Annotated in this window: 16 protein-coding genes and 1 riboswitch; of the genes, 9 read left to right on the plus strand and 7 right to left on the minus strand. The window is 61.2% G+C overall.

All coding sequences use genetic code 11. The annotated features are described in order from the left end of the window. Positions 1-22: 22 nt before the first annotated feature. The 4 genes from CHB90_RS06415 (at position 23) to CHB90_RS06430 (ending at position 3,730) form a co-directional block, all read left to right on the plus strand. Complete coding sequence (locus tag CHB90_RS06415; RefSeq protein WP_089277033.1) at positions 23-1,072, plus strand: C4-dicarboxylate TRAP transporter substrate-binding protein; 1,050 nt, start codon at positions 23-25, stop codon at positions 1,070-1,072. A gap of 75 nt (positions 1,073-1,147) precedes the next feature. Beyond that, positions 1,148-1,711, plus strand: a complete 564-nt coding sequence (locus CHB90_RS06420) for a TRAP transporter small permease subunit (RefSeq protein WP_089277034.1) — start codon at positions 1,148-1,150, stop codon at positions 1,709-1,711. Beyond that, the gene (locus CHB90_RS06425; protein WP_089277035.1) at positions 1,708-3,036 is read left to right on the plus strand and encodes a TRAP transporter large permease; all 1,329 of its coding nucleotides are present in this window, start codon (positions 1,708-1,710) and stop codon (positions 3,034-3,036) included. The genes CHB90_RS06420 and CHB90_RS06425 overlap by 4 nt, the downstream gene beginning before the upstream one ends. A gap of 148 nt (positions 3,037-3,184) precedes the next feature. Continuing rightward, complete coding sequence (locus tag CHB90_RS06430; protein WP_245823183.1) at positions 3,185-3,730, plus strand: rhomboid family intramembrane serine protease; 546 nt, start codon at positions 3,185-3,187, stop codon at positions 3,728-3,730. A gap of 195 nt (positions 3,731-3,925) precedes the next feature. Here CHB90_RS06430 and CHB90_RS06435 read toward each other — a convergent pair whose 3' ends face one another. From CHB90_RS06435 to CHB90_RS06450, 4 genes are all read right to left on the minus strand, one after another. Further along, complete coding sequence (locus CHB90_RS06435; protein WP_089277037.1) at positions 3,926-4,873, minus strand: D-ribose ABC transporter substrate-binding protein; 948 nt, start codon at positions 4,871-4,873, stop codon at positions 3,926-3,928. A 94-nt stretch (positions 4,874-4,967) separates the two neighbouring features. Further along, positions 4,968-6,032, minus strand: coding sequence for an ABC transporter permease (locus CHB90_RS06440; RefSeq protein WP_212591571.1), 1,065 nt, complete (start codon positions 6,030-6,032; stop codon positions 4,968-4,970). 16 nt (positions 6,033-6,048) lie between these two features. Beyond that, the gene (locus CHB90_RS06445; protein WP_089277038.1) at positions 6,049-8,367 is read right to left on the minus strand and encodes a sugar-binding domain-containing protein; all 2,319 of its coding nucleotides are present in this window, start codon (positions 8,365-8,367) and stop codon (positions 6,049-6,051) included. Beyond that, the gene (locus CHB90_RS06450) at positions 8,367-9,020 is read right to left on the minus strand and encodes a DUF2291 family protein (RefSeq protein ID WP_089277039.1); all 654 of its coding nucleotides are present in this window, start codon (positions 9,018-9,020) and stop codon (positions 8,367-8,369) included. The genes CHB90_RS06445 and CHB90_RS06450 overlap by 1 nt, the downstream gene beginning before the upstream one ends. 409 nt (positions 9,021-9,429) lie before the next feature. Here CHB90_RS06450 and CHB90_RS06455 point away from each other — a divergent pair, with 409 nt between their 5' ends. The 5 genes from CHB90_RS06455 to CHB90_RS06475 all read left to right on the plus strand — a co-directional run bounded on the left by CHB90_RS06455 (position 9,430) and on the right by CHB90_RS06475 (position 15,218). Next, complete coding sequence (locus CHB90_RS06455) at positions 9,430-10,998, plus strand: FGGY-family carbohydrate kinase (RefSeq protein ID WP_089277040.1); 1,569 nt, start codon at positions 9,430-9,432, stop codon at positions 10,996-10,998. A gap of 3 nt (positions 10,999-11,001) precedes the next feature. After that, the gene (locus CHB90_RS06460; protein WP_089277041.1) at positions 11,002-12,510 is read left to right on the plus strand and encodes a glycerol-3-phosphate dehydrogenase; all 1,509 of its coding nucleotides are present in this window, start codon (positions 11,002-11,004) and stop codon (positions 12,508-12,510) included. Continuing rightward, the gene (locus tag CHB90_RS06465) at positions 12,510-13,442 is read left to right on the plus strand and encodes a sugar phosphate isomerase/epimerase family protein (RefSeq protein WP_089277042.1); all 933 of its coding nucleotides are present in this window, start codon (positions 12,510-12,512) and stop codon (positions 13,440-13,442) included. Before CHB90_RS06460 ends, CHB90_RS06465 begins: the two co-directional genes overlap by 1 nt. A 52-nt stretch (positions 13,443-13,494) precedes the next feature. Beyond that, a riboswitch (FMN riboswitch) is annotated at positions 13,495-13,633 on the plus strand. A gap of 69 nt (positions 13,634-13,702) precedes the next feature. Further along, complete coding sequence (locus CHB90_RS06470) at positions 13,703-14,140, plus strand: 6,7-dimethyl-8-ribityllumazine synthase (RefSeq protein WP_089277043.1); 438 nt, start codon at positions 13,703-13,705, stop codon at positions 14,138-14,140. Positions 14,141-14,240: 100 nt separating this feature from the next. Then, positions 14,241-15,218, plus strand: coding sequence for a sugar-binding transcriptional regulator (locus CHB90_RS06475; RefSeq protein WP_089277044.1), 978 nt, complete (start codon positions 14,241-14,243; stop codon positions 15,216-15,218). 23 nt (positions 15,219-15,241) lie between these two features. Here CHB90_RS06475 and fsa read toward each other — a convergent pair whose 3' ends face one another. The 3 genes from fsa to CHB90_RS06490 are packed head-to-tail and all read right to left on the minus strand — an operon-like array spanning position 15,242 to position 16,592. Then, a complete protein-coding gene (fsa, locus tag CHB90_RS06480; protein WP_089277045.1) occupies positions 15,242-15,895 on the minus strand; it encodes a fructose-6-phosphate aldolase in 654 nt (217 codons plus the stop codon). A gap of 24 nt (positions 15,896-15,919) precedes the next feature. Next, entirely contained in the window at positions 15,920-16,243 is a 324-nt protein-coding gene (locus tag CHB90_RS06485) for a class II fructose-bisphosphate aldolase (RefSeq protein WP_089277046.1), read from the minus strand. A 10-nt stretch (positions 16,244-16,253) separates the two neighbouring features. Next, positions 16,254-16,592 carry an FIG domain-containing protein gene (locus tag CHB90_RS06490; protein ID WP_089277047.1) on the minus strand — a complete coding sequence of 113 codons (339 nt, stop codon included), beginning with the start codon at positions 16,590-16,592 and terminating at the stop codon, positions 16,254-16,256.

Raw genomic sequence — 16,592 nt, forward strand, 5'->3', positions numbered from 1 at the left:
CCCAATCCTAGGGAGGAACGAAATGAAATTGACAGCCATCACCACGGCAACCGCGCTGCTTCTGGGCAGCGCCGCCTTTGCCCAACAGACCGTCACGGTCAACATCGGCTCATCGCACCCCGAGGCCAACATCTGGGTCTACGCGATGAAGAACACCTTTCAGCCCGAGGTGAACCGCATCCTGTCCGAAACCGGCGACTACCAGGTCAACTGGGCCGAAAGCTATGCCGGCACCCTGTACAAGTTCACCGACACGCGTGAGGCGGTCATGGACGGGATCGTCGACATCGGCATGGTCGGCACGGTCTGGGAAGGCGCCAACATGCCGTTGCAGAACGTGACCTATTTCACGCCCTTCGCCACCGAAGATCACCGCATGATCATCGAGATCTTTGACGACCTGTCCGAAAACCTGCCAGAGCTGAAAGACAGCTGGGCGCAGAACGGCATGGTCCACCTCAGCTCACTCATCACCGACAGCTATGACATCTACGCCACCTTCCCGGTGAATTCGATGGCAGACCTGCAAAACCGCAAGCTGAACGCGCCGGGCACATCGGCCAACTGGCTGCGTGAGACAGGGGCCACGCCCGTCGATGGCGCGCTGACCACCTATTACACCAACATCCAGACTGGCGTGACAGAGGGCACCTTGTCCTTTGCATCCGGCATCCTGCCGACACGCGTCTACGAGGTTGCCCCGGAACTGACCCGCGTCGGCATCGGATCCATGTATTTCGGCGGGATCGCCGCCAACAAGGATTTCTTTGACGGTCTGCCCGCCCCAGTGCGCGATGCCATGCGTCAGGCCGCCAAGGCAACGTCGATTGCCCACGGCGACTATGTCGGGGATCTGGCCGAACGCGCGCTGGGTGAGATGCAGGAGGCCGGTCTGACCATCCACCAGCTGCCCGATTCGGAAAAAGCCGCATGGGTCAACGGTCTGCCCAATATCATCGAACCGTGGCTGGAACAGACCGGCGAGGCCGGCAAAACCGTCCTCAAGGCCTATTTCGCAGCCCTGCGGGAACGTGGCGCAGAGCCGCTGCGCAACTGGGACGACGGTCTCTGAGGACCAAAACCTGACCATTTGTCTGCCCGGTCAGATATGGCCGGGCAGACGCTTGTTTGACTGCGGGGCAACGGCATGAGCGAAGACACAAGCGAGGATTTCGGTGAGGGCTTTGTTCCGCCTTTCTCGCAAGCACCGCTGGGCGCGGCCCTGGGCGGTCTGGCTGCGGCAATGTCTGCGGTCGGCACGGCGGCCATCGGGGCGCTGATGTTGCTGATCGTCGCGGACGTGATCGGGCGCAACCTGCTGAGCATGCCCATCACCGGCGTATCTGAGATCGCAGCGCGCACCGTGGTCGCCATCGTGTTCCTGCAAGTCCCTGCCGCCATCCTGCAAAGGCGCCTCACACGGGCAGATTTCCTTGTGCGCCGGATCGCCCGCGCCTCTCCCCGCGCGGTGGTTGTGATAGAGGCGCTGTTCTGCCTGACCGGCGCCGTGGTCTTTGCGCTGATCGTCTGGGCCTCTTGGCCGAAATTCGCAAGCGCCTGGGAAACCTCAGAGTTCTTTGGCGTACAGGGTGTCTGGACCATCCCCACCTGGCCCTTTCGGGGGATCACCGTATTGGGCGCCGCCACCGCCGCTCTTGCCGCGCTTTACCGGGCGGTGCAGGAAACCCGAACCCTGAGGATCCCGCGATGACCACCCTGACAATCGGCTTTATCCTGATCGCGGCGCTGATCCTGCTGGTCCTGCTGGGCATGCAGATCGCCTATGCTCTCTTTTCCGTGGCCTTTGTCGGGATCTGGATAATCCGCGACAATTTGGGGCTGGCCTTTCGGATGCTGGAACTGACTGCCTATTCCGGGATTGCAGACTATCTCTTTGCGACCATTCCGCTGTTCGTGTTGATGGGACTTCTGGTCAGCGTGTCAAACGTCGGGCGTGACACCTTTGAAGTCGCCGAAGAGTTGCTGCGGCGCATGATCTGCGGTCTTGGCGTGGCGACCGTGGCCGCCAACACGATCTTTGCCGCCGTCACCGGCGTCTCTATCGCCTCGGCTGCGGTGTTTACCCGCGTGGCCGTGCCGGAAATGACGCGCCACGGCTATCGTCCGGCCTTTTCGGCGGGCACGGTGGCCGGATCGTCGGTGCTGGGCATGCTGATCCCGCCCAGCCTGCTGCTGATCATCTACGGCGTGCTGGCAGAGGTTTCCATCGGCGGCATGTTCATTGCGGGCATCGTCCCCGGCCTGTTGTTGGCGGGTGGTTTTGTTGCCATGCTGGTCAGCATCACCGCGCTGTTCCCGCGCTTTGTCCTGCAAGACCCGGACGACGTCAAAGCCCGCCGTCTGGACCGCGATTTCACACCGATGCCACGCGGCACCATGATCCGAAAACTAAGCCCGATCATCGCGCTGGTGATTCTGGTGCTGGGCGGGCTGTATACCGGGTTCTTTACCCCGACAGAGGCGGGCGGTATCGGGGCCTTTGGCGCGTTGATCGTAGCGCTGTCGCGCCGCAGCCTTGACCGCAAAAAGCTGTGGCAAGTGATGAAACAGACCGGCGTGATCTCTGTCTCGATCTTGTTGCTGTTGGTGGCGGCCTCTTTCTATTCGCGGATGTTGGCCATTGCCGGGCTGCCGAATGCCATCGCGGATATGGTCACCGGATCAGGCTTTGGGCCATTGGGATTCATGTTCTTTTATGCCGCGATCATCCTGTTGATGGGCATGATCCTCGACAGTACGTCTATTCTGTTGATCATGGTGCCCATCGCCGCCCCGATCGCGCTGGGCATGGGGCTGGACCTGATGCACTTTGGCATTGTCACCGTGATCGCAGTCGAGATCGGCCTGCTGACGCCACCCTTCGGGATCTCGGTCTTTACGGTACACAACACGTTGAACGATCCGGATACGTCCGTCGAACAAATTTTCGCCGCCACCCTGCCCTTTATCGCGGTGATGCTGCTGGTTCTGGTGTTTGTGGCGCTGGTGCCGGGAACGGCAACCCTCTTTTTGTAGGCCGAGTTCCGACCCGGCCCCCGAAGCCCGACGAACAGGCAAAAGCTGCACGTCGGGCGCATCGGCCTTCGATCCGACACGCGCGCGGCTTCTTTGCCCCTGTTTCTCGTGTTACGCACCTCCCCGTGTGAACAGTGGGAGACGCGTGGTGGATCTTGGTCGTTTTCGATGGCTTGCCATTTTTGTGGCCGTGATCTGGGGGGTAGAGGCGGTCAATCTGCTCTTGGGTTACACGCTCAATGGATGGTTTGGCCTGCGGCCGCGCGCGGTTGGCGGGCTGGACGGCATCCTGTTCATGCCCATTCTGCACGGCTCTGTGGCACATGCCGCCGCAAATACCGTGCCCTTGATGCTGCTGGGCGGGCTGCTTGCGGTGACCGCCCGCAAGGTGGCGCTGCCCGCGACGGTCATCATTGTTGGCCTTGGCGGGCTTGGCGTCTGGCTCTTTGGTCAACCGGGCAACCACGTCGGGGCCTCGGGATTGATCTTTGGCTGGTTCGCCTTCCTCGTCGCGCGCGGGCTGGTGGAAAAGCGCCTGGTGCCGCTGATCGTGGCGGCCGGGGTGGTGGTGGTTTATGGCACGATGATCTGGGGCGTCCTGCCCGGCCAACCCGGTGTCAGTTGGGAATCCCACTTTCTAGGGGCCGTCGCCGGTGTCGCTGCCGCCAGAGTGTTGCGCAGCGTCCAGGGCTGATGGACAGCACGCGATGTTGTACCGGGCATTCGCTGTGCCGCAGTTAGGGCGTACCGAGCCCAGAAACCAACCCAGCAAAAACAGTTGGCAAAAGGCCCGTGGGCGGAACACTGTCCCGCCCACGGATTTTCCTATTCCTCGCCGGAGCCACGCGTTGGCTTGGCTCCTGAGGCAAGGGCATTCATCCGGCCGGGATTATTCCGACAGCGTGAACGGTGCTGTGTAGTTGGCCACATTTTCCGGGGTAATCAGCAGGCAATCAAACAGCTGCTTTTCATCGGAAACCATGGGAGAGCCGTTCTTGATGTAGTAGTCGGCCTGGATCACGGCCTCACGAGAGAAAACGGCCACCGGCTGGAGAACAGTATAGGCCATCTCGCCCGCTTTGACGGCGGCAACAGCATCAGGCGATCCGTCGAAACCGCCGATAACCACGCCCTCAAGGCGTCCCGCCTCTTTCAGCGCGGCAATCGCGCCCAGAGCCATTTCGTCGTTGCCCGAGATGACCGCGTCGATATCCGGGTTGGCCTGCATGATCGACTGCATCTTGTTATAGCCCAGGGTCCGGTCCCAGTTGGCCACTTCCTCGGCGACTTTCTCAAGTCCGGGATACTGGCTGAGAACCGTCTTGTACCCGTTGGACCGCGTCGCCGCGTTGTTGTCTGCCGGGTTGCCGAAGAACTCTACATACTTTGCCTCGTCGCCGACGATCTCCTGCCAGGCAACAGCACCCAGCGCGGCACCTTGTGCGTTGTTGGAAACCAGCTGGGCGATGGCGATACCGCTCTCGTTGATCTCGGCGTTCACGAGGAAAACAGGGATCCCAGCTTCGGTTGCCTTGCGGACCACACCAACCGACCCGTCGGCGTTGGCTGGATCGAGGATGATCGCCACCGCTTTGTTCGTGATCGCGGCATCGACAAGGTTTGACTCGACGTTGGTGTCGCCTTTGTGGGCCGCAACAGTGGCCTCATAGCCCAGCTCTTCGGCAGTCGCCTTGGCAACTTCGCCTTCGGTAAACCAATAGGGGTTTGCCGGGTCAGTCACGATGATCGAGATCAGACCCTCGGCCCAGGCCGAGCCCGCCATAAGCGGCAGCGAGGTGACGGCGGCCAGCAAGGCACGCTTGGTGATGTTGAACATTTCTGAAATCTCCCTTGGGTTTTCGTTGTTGCCGGTTGCCCGGCGATTTTCGCGTCGGGTCATTCCACCCGAAGTGCGCGAATTGCGATGGGGGTCAGCCTTTGCGGCTCTTGCCCCCGTATTGGATGGAGTTGAGCATCACGGCGAGCACGATCACCGCGCCTGTAAAGACGGTCTGCCAGTAGGAACTGACGCCCACGATGACCAGACCGGCCCCCAGGAACACGATCACGAACGCGCCCAGCAGGGTGCCCTGAACCGTGCCGCGCCCGCCCATCAGCGACGCCCCGCCCACCACGACCGCGGCGATGGCCGTCAGTTCATAGGTCGTGCCCGCGGTTGGACCAGCCGAAGTAAGTTGTGAGCTCAACACGATTCCGGCGATGGCCGCGCACATCCCCGACAGGACGTAAACCCAGATGAGCACGCTCTTGACCGGCACGCCCGAAAGCTCTGCGGCCCTTGCGTTTCCGCCCGTCGAATACAGCCAGCGCCCGAAGGCCGTCCGCGACAGCAACAGATGTACACCGACGGCAAGAGCGGTCAGCGCGAAGATGCTGATCGGGATACCCCAAAGACGGTTGAAGCCCAGCCAATCAAAGCCGGTATTGCCCAGTTCGGGACGCCCGGAAAGGTTGTTGAACGTCAGGCCGTTGGTCATCAGCAACGCCGCGCCGCGCGCGACATACAGGGACCCCAGCGTGGCGACAAAAGCCGGCACCTTGAAAAAGGCCACCAGCACGCCGTTCACGGCACCGACAAACGCCCCCATTGCCAAGGTGCAGACGACCACGGCCCAAACAGGCAGGTAGAGAATGACGCCAAGCGATTCAAACTCGACCCCCTGCATGAGGAAGCCCGCAAAGACGCCGCACAGCGCAAGGGTTGATCCCACCGACAGATCAATGCCGCCCGAAAGGATGACAAGAAGCATCCCAATCGCAAGCAGCCCGAAAATGGCCACCTGCGAGGTCATGATCAGAAAGTTCGAGAGGCTGAAATAGTTCGGTGAAAGGAAAGAGAAGATCGCGATGATCGCGATCAGGGCGAAAAAGGCGCGGCCTTCCAGCAGGATTTGCACAAAGGTGGCATCTTCGCCGAACACGCTTGCCATCAGCCCACCGGAGCTGGACTTCTTGTTATTGGTGACATCTGTCATGTCGAAACTCTCCGTTTCAGGTCTGAACTGCGGCGGGCTTGTCCATGTCGGCAATGGCCCGGGCGGTGTGTTCGTCGATGATCAGCCCGCGCAGCAGGCCGCTTTCCAGAATGGCTTTGATTGCGTCGGTCTTGATCGCGCTTCCTGCAACCGCGACGATGCGGCGACCTTTCAACTGATCCAGCGGCTGGGTCAGAATGCGTTCACTGACCTGCTGCCCCACCGGCTTGCCGCGCTTGTCGAAAAAGTGGCCAAGCATCTCGCCAACACCGCCAGCCTTGGCAATGTCTGCCATTTCTTCCGGTTCGATCATGCCGGTGGTCACCAGTTCGGCCTCTGGTAGCGCAGTACCGATGCCGACGACCATCAGGTCCGCTTGTCGGGCGAGGTCCGCGGCCTGCCGAGCGGCTTTCTGACCCAAAAGGACATCCCGGTCGGCGATTGTATTGGCGACAAACGGCACAGGCATCGACGCCGCTTGTGCCCCGGTCAGCTCTGCCAGTTTGGAAACGACAGCGTGCGGGTTCACGTCGGCACCGGTGGTCAGCGCCCCCATCAGGGACACAACCTTGAGGTCTTGCGCCTGTATCCGTTCCAGGTTTTCGACGCAGGCCAGCAAGGTCCGGCCATGCCCCACCCCGATCACCTTGTTGCGTCCACTGGCAATTTCCGACGATAGAAACTTGCTGCCCGCGATGCCAAGTGGGCCCAGCGCCAGATCTTGTTGATGCAAGTCGGTGACCACCTCACAGAAATCGAGGCCAAAGGCCGCCGTCAGGCTGTGCTCAAGGTTCACCTCGCCCGAGGCGGCCATGATCTGCTCTTTGGTCGCCCCTGGCCCGAAAGTGGCCGAGATCTTGCCCTTGTGCATGACGATGATGCGGTGGGCGATGGACAGGCATTCACTGACTTCGGAGGTCGAGTAGACCACGGCAAGGCCCTGTTTCGCGCCTTCGGCAAGCAGGCGGAACACCTCCGCCTTGGCACCGATATCGATCCCGCGTGACGGTTCATCCAGCAGGACGACCGTGGGCTTGGTGGCCAGCATCTTGCCGATCACCACCTTTTGCTGGTTGCCGCCAGACAAAGAGCCAATGGCCGCGCCTCCGCCATCGGTCTTGATGGTGACCTCACGGATCGAGCGTTCGATGATTTCCTGCTCGTCGGATTTTGACGTGAACAAGCGCCGGGTAAAGGCCCCAATGGAGGCAAGCGACAGGTTCTGACCCACCGTCATGGTCTGCACAAGCCCGTCGCGCTGGCGGTCTTCTGGTGTCAGGACAAGCCCGGCCTCAATCCGCTGGGCGATGGTCATTCCGGCGATCTCGTGCCCATGCAGGCTGATCTTGCCACCCGAGGACGGCAGCCGCCCGGCGATGCATTCCATCATTTCGGTGCGACCGGCACCCATAAGCCCATAGATACAAACGATCTCGCCCTGACGCACGTCCAGTGACAGCCTGTCGACCACCGAGTAACCCGAACTGCTAGGAGCCGGAACAGAGAGGTTCTGTACCGACAACGCAACGTCTCCGAAGGTTGAGTCCGGCGGCGAGCCTAGGTCGAAATTCTCGCCCACCATGTTGCGCACGATCCATTCCAGATCGATCTCTGCACGAGGGGCATAGGCGGTCATGTTGCCATCACGCAAAACAACGGCATGATCCGTGATGGTCAATGCCTCTTCGAGGTGGTGCGAAATATAGACAATCGACACGCCTTTGGCCTTCAGGTCATGGATCACCTTGAACAGCACCTCGACTTCCGAGGCGGATAGCGCCGATGTCGGCTCGTCCATGATCAGGATACGGGAATTGACGCTCAGCGCGCGGGCGATCTCGACAATCTGCTGCTGACCCAGGCGCAGGTCCTCAACCGTGGTCAGCGGATCTATGTCTTCTTCAAGTTCTGCCATCAGCGCGCGGCACTGACGCTCTTCCTCGGCGAAATTGACGCCTCGCGCGCCCATGATCTCACGACCCATAAAGATGTTGTCACGCACGCTCATGTTGGGGGCGAGCGACAGTTCCTGGTGAATGATCGAGATGCCTAGCTCGCGCGCCTCGACGGTTGACTTGATCTCGACCGGCTTGCCGTCGAGTATCAGCTCTCCGGTTGTGGGGAGTTGCACGCCCGAGAGAATTTTCATCAGCGTCGACTTGCCAGCGCCGTTTTCACCGAAAAGCGTCGTAACCTGACCGCGATGGACGTCAAAGTTGACGCCTTTCAATGCGTGAACCGCGCCAAAGCTCTTGGTGACATCGCGCGCCGCAAGGACCACTTCGACCTTGTCGGGCGTGATTGTCGGGGTTTCGTCGTGGATCGGGGATTTCATCACTGCACCTCGAAGGCAACTGGGGTCACCAGCCAGTTTTTCGGGTTGATCATGGTGAAAACGCCGGTGACGGTGATCGTCTTGCCGGTCAGCGCATCGCGATCGAGACCGGAAAGGACCTCTGCCGCCATGGCTCGATTGATACCGGCGCCGGCGTTCTGAAACTCGATCTGGTTTTTGAAAGCGCCGAACTCAATGTCGCCGGTGATGTCGCGCAATTCCGTGCCGTTGATCGCGGGGCCGGTTTGAACCCGCACGCCAACGCCATCCGGCAAGCCGTCGACACTGATGGTAAACACACCTGACTTGCCATCGCCGGCAACGCCGGTAAAGGACACAGGCATCACGGGAAACGCCCCCGCCATGGTGCCATAGGCGGCAATCGCGGCCTTCTTGTCCGCTGCCAGTTCTTCGGCAAGCTTTGCCGCCTCGGGGGCCTTGCCGGTCACATAGTCCCGGACGCGCGGAAACTCTTGTTCACCGAACCTGTCAGGGTTGAAAGCCTGCTGGCGCAAGTCCTCTTCGCCCCCGATGGACACAACCTTGGTGTCGATGACGATAGCGCCCAACAACACAACCCCTGCGAGAGCGATGATTGCCTTGCGTCGCGTCGCCTTGGAGGTGCTGGCAGATAAGGTTCCGGTACTGGCCATTGCGGACGTGCCCCTTTGCTGTCCGACCCGGAAACTCGGGCCGCAGTGCTTTTGCGCCGAAAGTGGTCGACGCCTTTATCTGATGGAAATGGTCAACCGATTGATGTTGAGCCTTTCCTCCCCTGCCACTGGTCCGGGAACTCCTCAATTCCGCGTCTGGATCAGCGACTCACCACACCACTAAAGGTGCGGCTGACTGATTCAACCGTATATGAAAATTTTTACAGCGTCTGCAAAAAAATACAGACAGGGAAAACTTTTTGTGTTAGCCATTACTCAACCACGCGCAGTGCGCTGCCTTTTCTGAACGTATCGGAACCCCTGCGCGAGGCACTTGAGAGGACGCGGACTCCACACGCCGTCACAAAGGAGAGGCCAGGGTGGCTAGCAGCGACAACGGGGGGGATACATGGCCGATTCGCCGGAACTGATCATCGGCGTGGACGCCGGGACATCCGTCATCAAGGCCGTGGCCTTTGACTTGGCCGGGCACCAGCTGGCCTCTGCGTCTGTACGCAACTCCTATGCCATGGGTGCCGACGGTTCAGCCACGCAATCGCTGTCCCGGACATGGGCCGACTGCGCTGCCGCCCTGCGTGGCCTGGGCGACAAGGTCGAAGGGCTGGCCAAGCGCACGGCAGCCGTCGCGCTGACCGGTCAGGGGGATGGAACCTGGCTGGTCGGGAAGGACAACACTGCGGTGGACGATGCCTGGCTCTGGCTTGATGCACGGGCCGCGCCTACGGTGCGGGAACTGACCCGCGGCCCCAATGAACGCGCCCGGTTCGAGGCAACCGGAACCGGCCTCAACACTTGCCAGCAGGGCAGCCAGTTGGCGCATATGGCGCGGGTTTGCCCCGAACGTCTGGATCGCGCCGAAGTGGCGCTGCATTGCAAGGACTGGCTGTTTCTCAACTTCACCGGGGTACGGGCGACGGACCCGTCCGAGGCAAGTTTCACCTTCGGCGATTTCCGGACTCGACAGTATAGCGACGTGGTGATCGAGGCTCTGGGCTTGAACAGCCGCAGACACCTGCTGCCGGACATTCTTGACGGGTCACAAGAGACAAGGCCACTTTCGCCAAGTGCCGCCGCACAGACAGGACTGCTTGCGGGCACTCCGGTTTCGCTGGGATATGTCGACATGGTGATGACCGCCCTTGGTGCGGGCGTCCATACCGGTGATGCGGGCACGGCCTGTTCCACGGTGGGCTCTACCGGGGTTCACATGCGCACGGTGGCTTCGGGTCAGGTGCACCTGAACGCCGAAGGCACCGGCTATGTCATCTGCCTGCCGTCCCCTGACCTTGTCACTCAGGTGCAGACCAACATGGCCGCAACGCTGAATATCGACTGGGCACTGGCTGTGGCCGAAGATCTGATGGCCGAGTTCGGCGCGGCGCCATCGCACGCCGAACTGGTCGCAAGGATTGACGGCTGGATGGACCGTTCGCGCCCCGGCGCGCTGATCTATCACCCCTACATCTCCGAGGCGGGTGAACGGGGGCCTTTCGTCAATGCCGATGCACGGGCCAGCCTTGTCGGGCTGAATGCCTCGCATCGCTTCCCGGACGTGATCCGTGCCGTGGTCGAGGGACTCGGCATGGCGACGCGGGATTGCTACGCCGCAATGGGCGATATGCCCCACGAATTGCGCCTGACCGGGGGCGCGGCGCGGTCGGGCGCATTGCGGCGGGTTCTTGCCGCGTCGCTCAATACCCCCATACGGGTGTCCTCCCGCGATGAGGCCGGTGCGGCAGGTTGCGCCATGATGGCAGCGGTCGCAATCGGGGCGTTCGACACGATGGACGCCTGCATCGCGCAATGGACAACCCCGTTATTGGGAGAGCCGGAAGCCCCCGATCCGGGCCTTGTTCCCATCTATGACAGACTTTTCAACACCTATCGGCAAACGCGCGATGGCCTCGCCCCCGTCTGGGACGGGCTGGCGACGTTGCGCGATTCGCAAGGAGCCTGAGGCATGACAGACATTCAGAAAGTCGACCTTTTCGTCATCGGCGGCGGCATCAACGGCGCCGGAATCGCGCGCGATGCGGCAGGCCGGGGACTAAGCGTGGTGCTTTGCGAAAAGGATGATTTGGCCGAGGGCACATCTTCGCGCTCGGGGAAATTGGTGCATGGCGGCTTGCGCTATCTGGAATATTATGAATTTCGGCTGGTCCGCGAAGCGCTGATAGAACGCGAAGTTCTGATGAGAAACGCCCCCCATATCATTTGGCCAATGCGATTTGTGCTGCCGCATTCACCGCAAGACCGCCCCGCCTGGCTGGTGCGGCTGGGGCTGTTTCTTTACGATCATCTCGGCGGGCGCAAGAAACTGCCCGGCACCCGTACTCTGAACCTGCACCGCGACCCCGAAGGCGCGGCAGTCAAAGACAGCTACAAACGCGGCTTTGAATACTCCGATTGCTGGGTCGACGATGCACGTCTGGTGATCCTGAATGCGATAGACGCGTCCGAACGCGGCGCGACGGTCCTGACCCGGTCGCCCTGCGTGTCCGCCCGCCGCGAGGGACAGGTTTGGCGCGTCACAACGCAGAACTCGGTGACCGGAGAGACAAAGGAATTTGAGGCCAAATTGCTGGTCAATGCCGCCGGGCCCTGGGTGACTGACGTGGTCAACCGGGTGGCCGGATCGAACAGCCCGCGCAACGTGCGGCTGGTCAAGGGCAGCCACATCATCGTGCCCAAGTTCTGGAAGGGCGAGAATGCCTATCTTGTCCAGAACCACGACAAGCGGGTCATTTTTATCAACCCTTACGAACGCGACAAGGCCCTGATCGGCACAACCGATATTGCCTATGAGGGCAAGGCCGAAGAGGTGACGGCGGACGACTCTGAAGTGCAGTACCTGATCGACGCGGTGAACCGCTATTTCAAAGAGCAACTGACACGCAACGACGTCCTGACCACCTTTTCCGGCGTGCGCCCGTTGTTTGACGACGGCAAAGGGAACCCGTCCGCAGTAACCCGCGATTATGTTTTTGACATCGAGGAAAAAGGCGGCGCGCCGATGCTGAACATCTTCGGCGGCAAGATCACCACGTTTCGCGAACTGGCTGAACGGGGATTGCAGAAAGTCAGCAAGTTCTTTCCCGAGATCGGCGGCGACTGGACAGAGAATGCGCCCTTGCCGGGCGGAGATATGGAAAACGCTGACTATGAGGAATTCCGCAACCGCATGAAACACGACTACCCTTGGATGCCTCGTGATCTGCGGCGGCATTACGGGCGGCTCTACGGCACCCGGATCGACAGGATTGTCGACGGGGCAAGCAGTCTCGACGGGCTGGGTCGGCATTTCGGCGGCACACTTTATGAGGCCGAGGTTGCCTATCTGGTAAAGCACGAGTGGGCGCAGACCGCCGACGATATCCTGTGGCGGCGCACCAAGCACCGCCTGCACCTGACCGAAGACGAACAGGCCGCATTCACCAAGTGGTTCGAACTGCAGCGGGAGGCCGCCTGATGGCGCTGACGCTCTCGCTCAACACCAACCCGCTGGTAAACCGATTTGCCGAGCCCGACGATCTGGTTGATGCAATCGCGCGTGATATCCGTATCCGCGATATCCAGTTGACCCATGAATTCATCAATCCGTCGTGGCCCGCCCCGGTGATCCGCCGGTTGACACGGGACATGAACGCCGCCCTGCACCGTACCGGCGCACGGGTTACGTCAGGCATGACCGGCCCCTATGGACGGCTCAATCATTTCGGCCACCCCGATCCGGACGTGCGGCGCTACTACGTCGATTGGTTCAAGACATTTGCCGATATCATTGGCGATCTCGGCGGCACCTCGGTCGGCACCCAATTTGCGATCTTCACGTTCAAGGACTACGACGATGCGCAGCGACGCGAGGATTTGTTGCAGATCGCCATCGACTGCTGGGCCGAAGTCGCTGACCATGCCAAAGCCGCAGGCCTGAGCCATGTGTTCTGGGAACCAATGAGCGTAGGGCGCGAATTTGGCGAAACCATCGCGGAGTGCATGGCCCTTCAGACCCGCCTGACGGCCGCCGACATGGCGGTGCCGATGTGGATGATGGCCGACATAGACCACGGCGACGTGACGTCCCCCAATCCTGACGACACGGATCCCTATGCCTGGGCACGCGCAGTGCCAAAGGTTTCGCCGATCATCCACATCAAACAATCCATGATGGACAAATCCGGCCATCGCCCCTTTACGGCGGAATTTAACGCCAAAGGAGCGATCCAGCCAGAGCCGCTGCTGAAAGCCTTTGCCGCAGGCGGGGCGGAGGACAATGAGATCTGCCTTGAGCTGTCCTTCAAGGAACGCGAACCCAACGACCGGCAGGTTGTCCCGCAGATCGCCGAAAGCGTTGCCTTCTGGGCGCCGCATATCGACAGCGGAGAGAGCGATCTGAATGTCTGAGCCAGCCCGCTCGAGGCAGACTTGCCAATCGCGGTATTTTCCGGCAAGTGGAGCCCGTTCTCAGGGCGGGGCGAAATTCCCCACCGGCGGTGATAGCCCGCGAGCGCCTCTCGGCAGATGCCGGAAGGGTCAAGCAGACACCGGTGAAATTCCGGGGCCGACGGTCATAGTCCGGATGAAAGAGAACCAGCCGTCGGGCCCAATGGCCTGTGCGGGTGGCATCGCCTTGGGACCACTTTTGAAGATCAAAGGATGGTTCCATGACTGACTCACTGAATATTGCCTTTATCAAGGCCAGATGGCACGCCGAAATCGTCGATCAGGCGCTGATCGGGTTCCAAACCCGGCTTGCCGAAACCGGCGTGACCGCTGATGTCACCACTTTCGACGTGCCCGGCGCCTTCGAGATGCCCTTGCTGGCGCAGACGCTTGGCCGGGGCGGCAAATTCGACGCCATTGTCTGCGCCGCACTGGTTGTTGACGGCGGGATCTACCGGCACGATTTCGTTGCGCAGGCTGTAGTCGACGGCCTGATGCGCGCCCAGTTGGAGACCGGCGTGCCGACCTTTTCGGTTTCGCTGACACCTCATCATTTCCAGCCGACGGCAGAGCATATTGGCTTTTTCCGCGACCATTTTGCCAAAAAGGGTGAGGAGGCATGGGACGCGGTACATATGGTCACGGCGCTGAAGGTATAGACCACGCGGTCGCGCGCACGGTTTTCCAGGCGCTGGACGGCACGGCGCGGACAGCGATACTGGAATTGGCGTTGCCGGCGCCGTAGTGGGAGAGCGCACCATGGCAAAGGATCGACCGTCGGGCGGAGATGCCGAACACTCGCTGGCGATCCGGGCCGCTTGGCTGCACTACGTCGGCGGCATGCGGCAAGCCGAAGTCGCCAAACGGCTTGGCGTGCCCTCGGTCAAGGCGCACCGCCTGATCGCGCGGGCCGTTGCCGAAGGAGCCGTCAAGGTCAGCATCGAAGGCGAGATCATCGAGTGTATCGAACTGGAACAGGCGCTTTGCACGCGCTTCGGACTAGAGACCTGCGAGGTCGCGCCCGACCTTGACGAAGAGGGGCTACCTCTGAGGGCTTTGGGACTGGCCGGAGCTTCGCGGTTGCGGCGCTGGCTGGAAAGCGGCGAAGAGCTGACCATCGGGATTGGCCATGGCCGCACCTTGGCCGAGGCGGTCCGCGCCATGCCCCGGTTCGGCACCACCGGTCTCAGCTTTGTGTCCCTGCTGGGCGGGCTGACCCGGAACTTTGCCGCCAACCCACACGACGTGATGCATCTCTTGGCGGAAAAAACTGGCGCGCGGGCCTATGTCATGCCGGTGCCGTTCTTTGCCAACACCACTGAAGACCGTGAGGTGTTGTTGTCGCAACGCGGCGTGGCGGAGGTCTTTCAGCTTGCCGAGGCCGCGCCGCTGAAAATTGTCGGAATCGGCACGGTGGAGGCCGAAACCCAGCTTGTCACATCCGGTATGATCGAACCCTCCGAAATCGAAGCGATTTCGGGTGCCGGCGGCGTCGGTGAGATGCTGGGGCATTTTTTCGATCCCGACGGCAATTGCCTGGAAACGCCGCTCACATCGCGCACGCTTGCCGTGTCCCTCGACGAAACCCGCGAGGATCGCATTATCGCTCTTGCCGGAGGTGGCGAAAAAATCGACGCGATCCGCGCTGTGCTGAAAAGCGGTCGACTGTCCGGGATCATCACCGATGAGCGCACCGCCCGGGCTCTGCTGGACGATGCGCTGACCAAGCCCCGCTGACGCGACCCTGCCATGACGGCGTGTCACAGAATCGACTGCCCGGTTGCGGCCCAATCCTTGGCGAACTGATCAAGCCCCTTGTCGGTCAGCGCGTGGTTGGCCAGCCCTTTGATCACCGAGGCCGGGATTGTCGCCACATCCGCACCTGCCAGCGCCGCCTCTTTGACGTGGTTCGCCGATCGGATCGACGCCGCAAGGATTTCTGTCTCAAAACCGTAGTTGTCGTAAATCTCGCGGATCTCTCGGATCAGGTCCATTCCATCGATGTTCAAATCATCGAGGCGTCCAACAAAGGGCGAGATATAGATCGCACCTGCCTTGGCCGCCAGCAGTGCCTGGTTCGCGGCAAAGCACAGTGTCACGTTTGTCCTGATGCCCTTGGCGGTGAAATGCCGACAGGCTTTCAGTCCGTCCAGCGTCAGCGGCAGCTTGATCACGACGTTGTCGGCGATCTGCGCCAGGTGTTCGCCCTCTGCTACCATTCCATCGAAGTCCATCGCGGCCACCTCGGCGGATACTGGACCCTCGACCAAATTGCAGATCTCGGCGATGACCTGTTTGAAGTCTCTGCCCGACTTGGCGATCAGAGACGGATTCGTGGTCACGCCGTCAAGCAGGCCGAAATCGTTCAGCTCCTGGATTTCCGCGATGATGGCGGTGTCGACAAAGAATTTCATGGATGTTTCATCCCTTTGATTGTTTCAGTAGGCCAATGCCATTTCGGACAAGAGCCGAACCCGTATGCGAGCGGCCTGACCGGCGGTGTCAAAGGCCTCAAACGTCCCCACGCATTGGGCTTTCATGCTGTCCATCGCCGGCTTTTGGTATTTGCGGGGGTCGAACTCGGCTGGCGCGCTGGCCAGGGTCTTGCGGATGACCGACGTCTCGGCCAGACGCAGGTCGGTATCTATGTCGCCACCCAATTCATTGATCAAAGCCCACAGGTCTTCCGGCACAGACGATGAGCCTTGCATGACCAAGTGCGTATTGGGCAGCCGCTTGTGGATTGCCTCGATCACGTCCATCGCTAGTACGTCACCGTCCGGCCGCCGCTATCATTTCGCGCCCCGGACGCAGAAAAGTCGCGCCCGCAGGAAAGATCGCGAACAGCGCGATGAAATGGTCGTGGGCCGCCAAGTTCAGCGCCTTTTGCGTGTCACCGGATTCGTTGGTGCCGACAACCGCTGTCGGATCGCCGGTCAGGTGCCCCTGCGCAAGTCGTCCGGCCAGCGGTATGCTGCCTTGGGTCAGCGCGTAAAGCAGCCGCGCCAACGCCACGCGGGCATCGTTGCCCCCGGCCCATTTGCCAAGGTGCTGCGCCAGCGTCGGGGCGGAAATGCGCGCGTCCCGGGCGAGTGTAAGTGGCGCGAGCAT

The organism is Antarctobacter heliothermus (assembly GCF_900188425.1).
GTDB lineage: Bacteria > Pseudomonadota > Alphaproteobacteria > Rhodobacterales > Rhodobacteraceae > Antarctobacter > Antarctobacter heliothermus.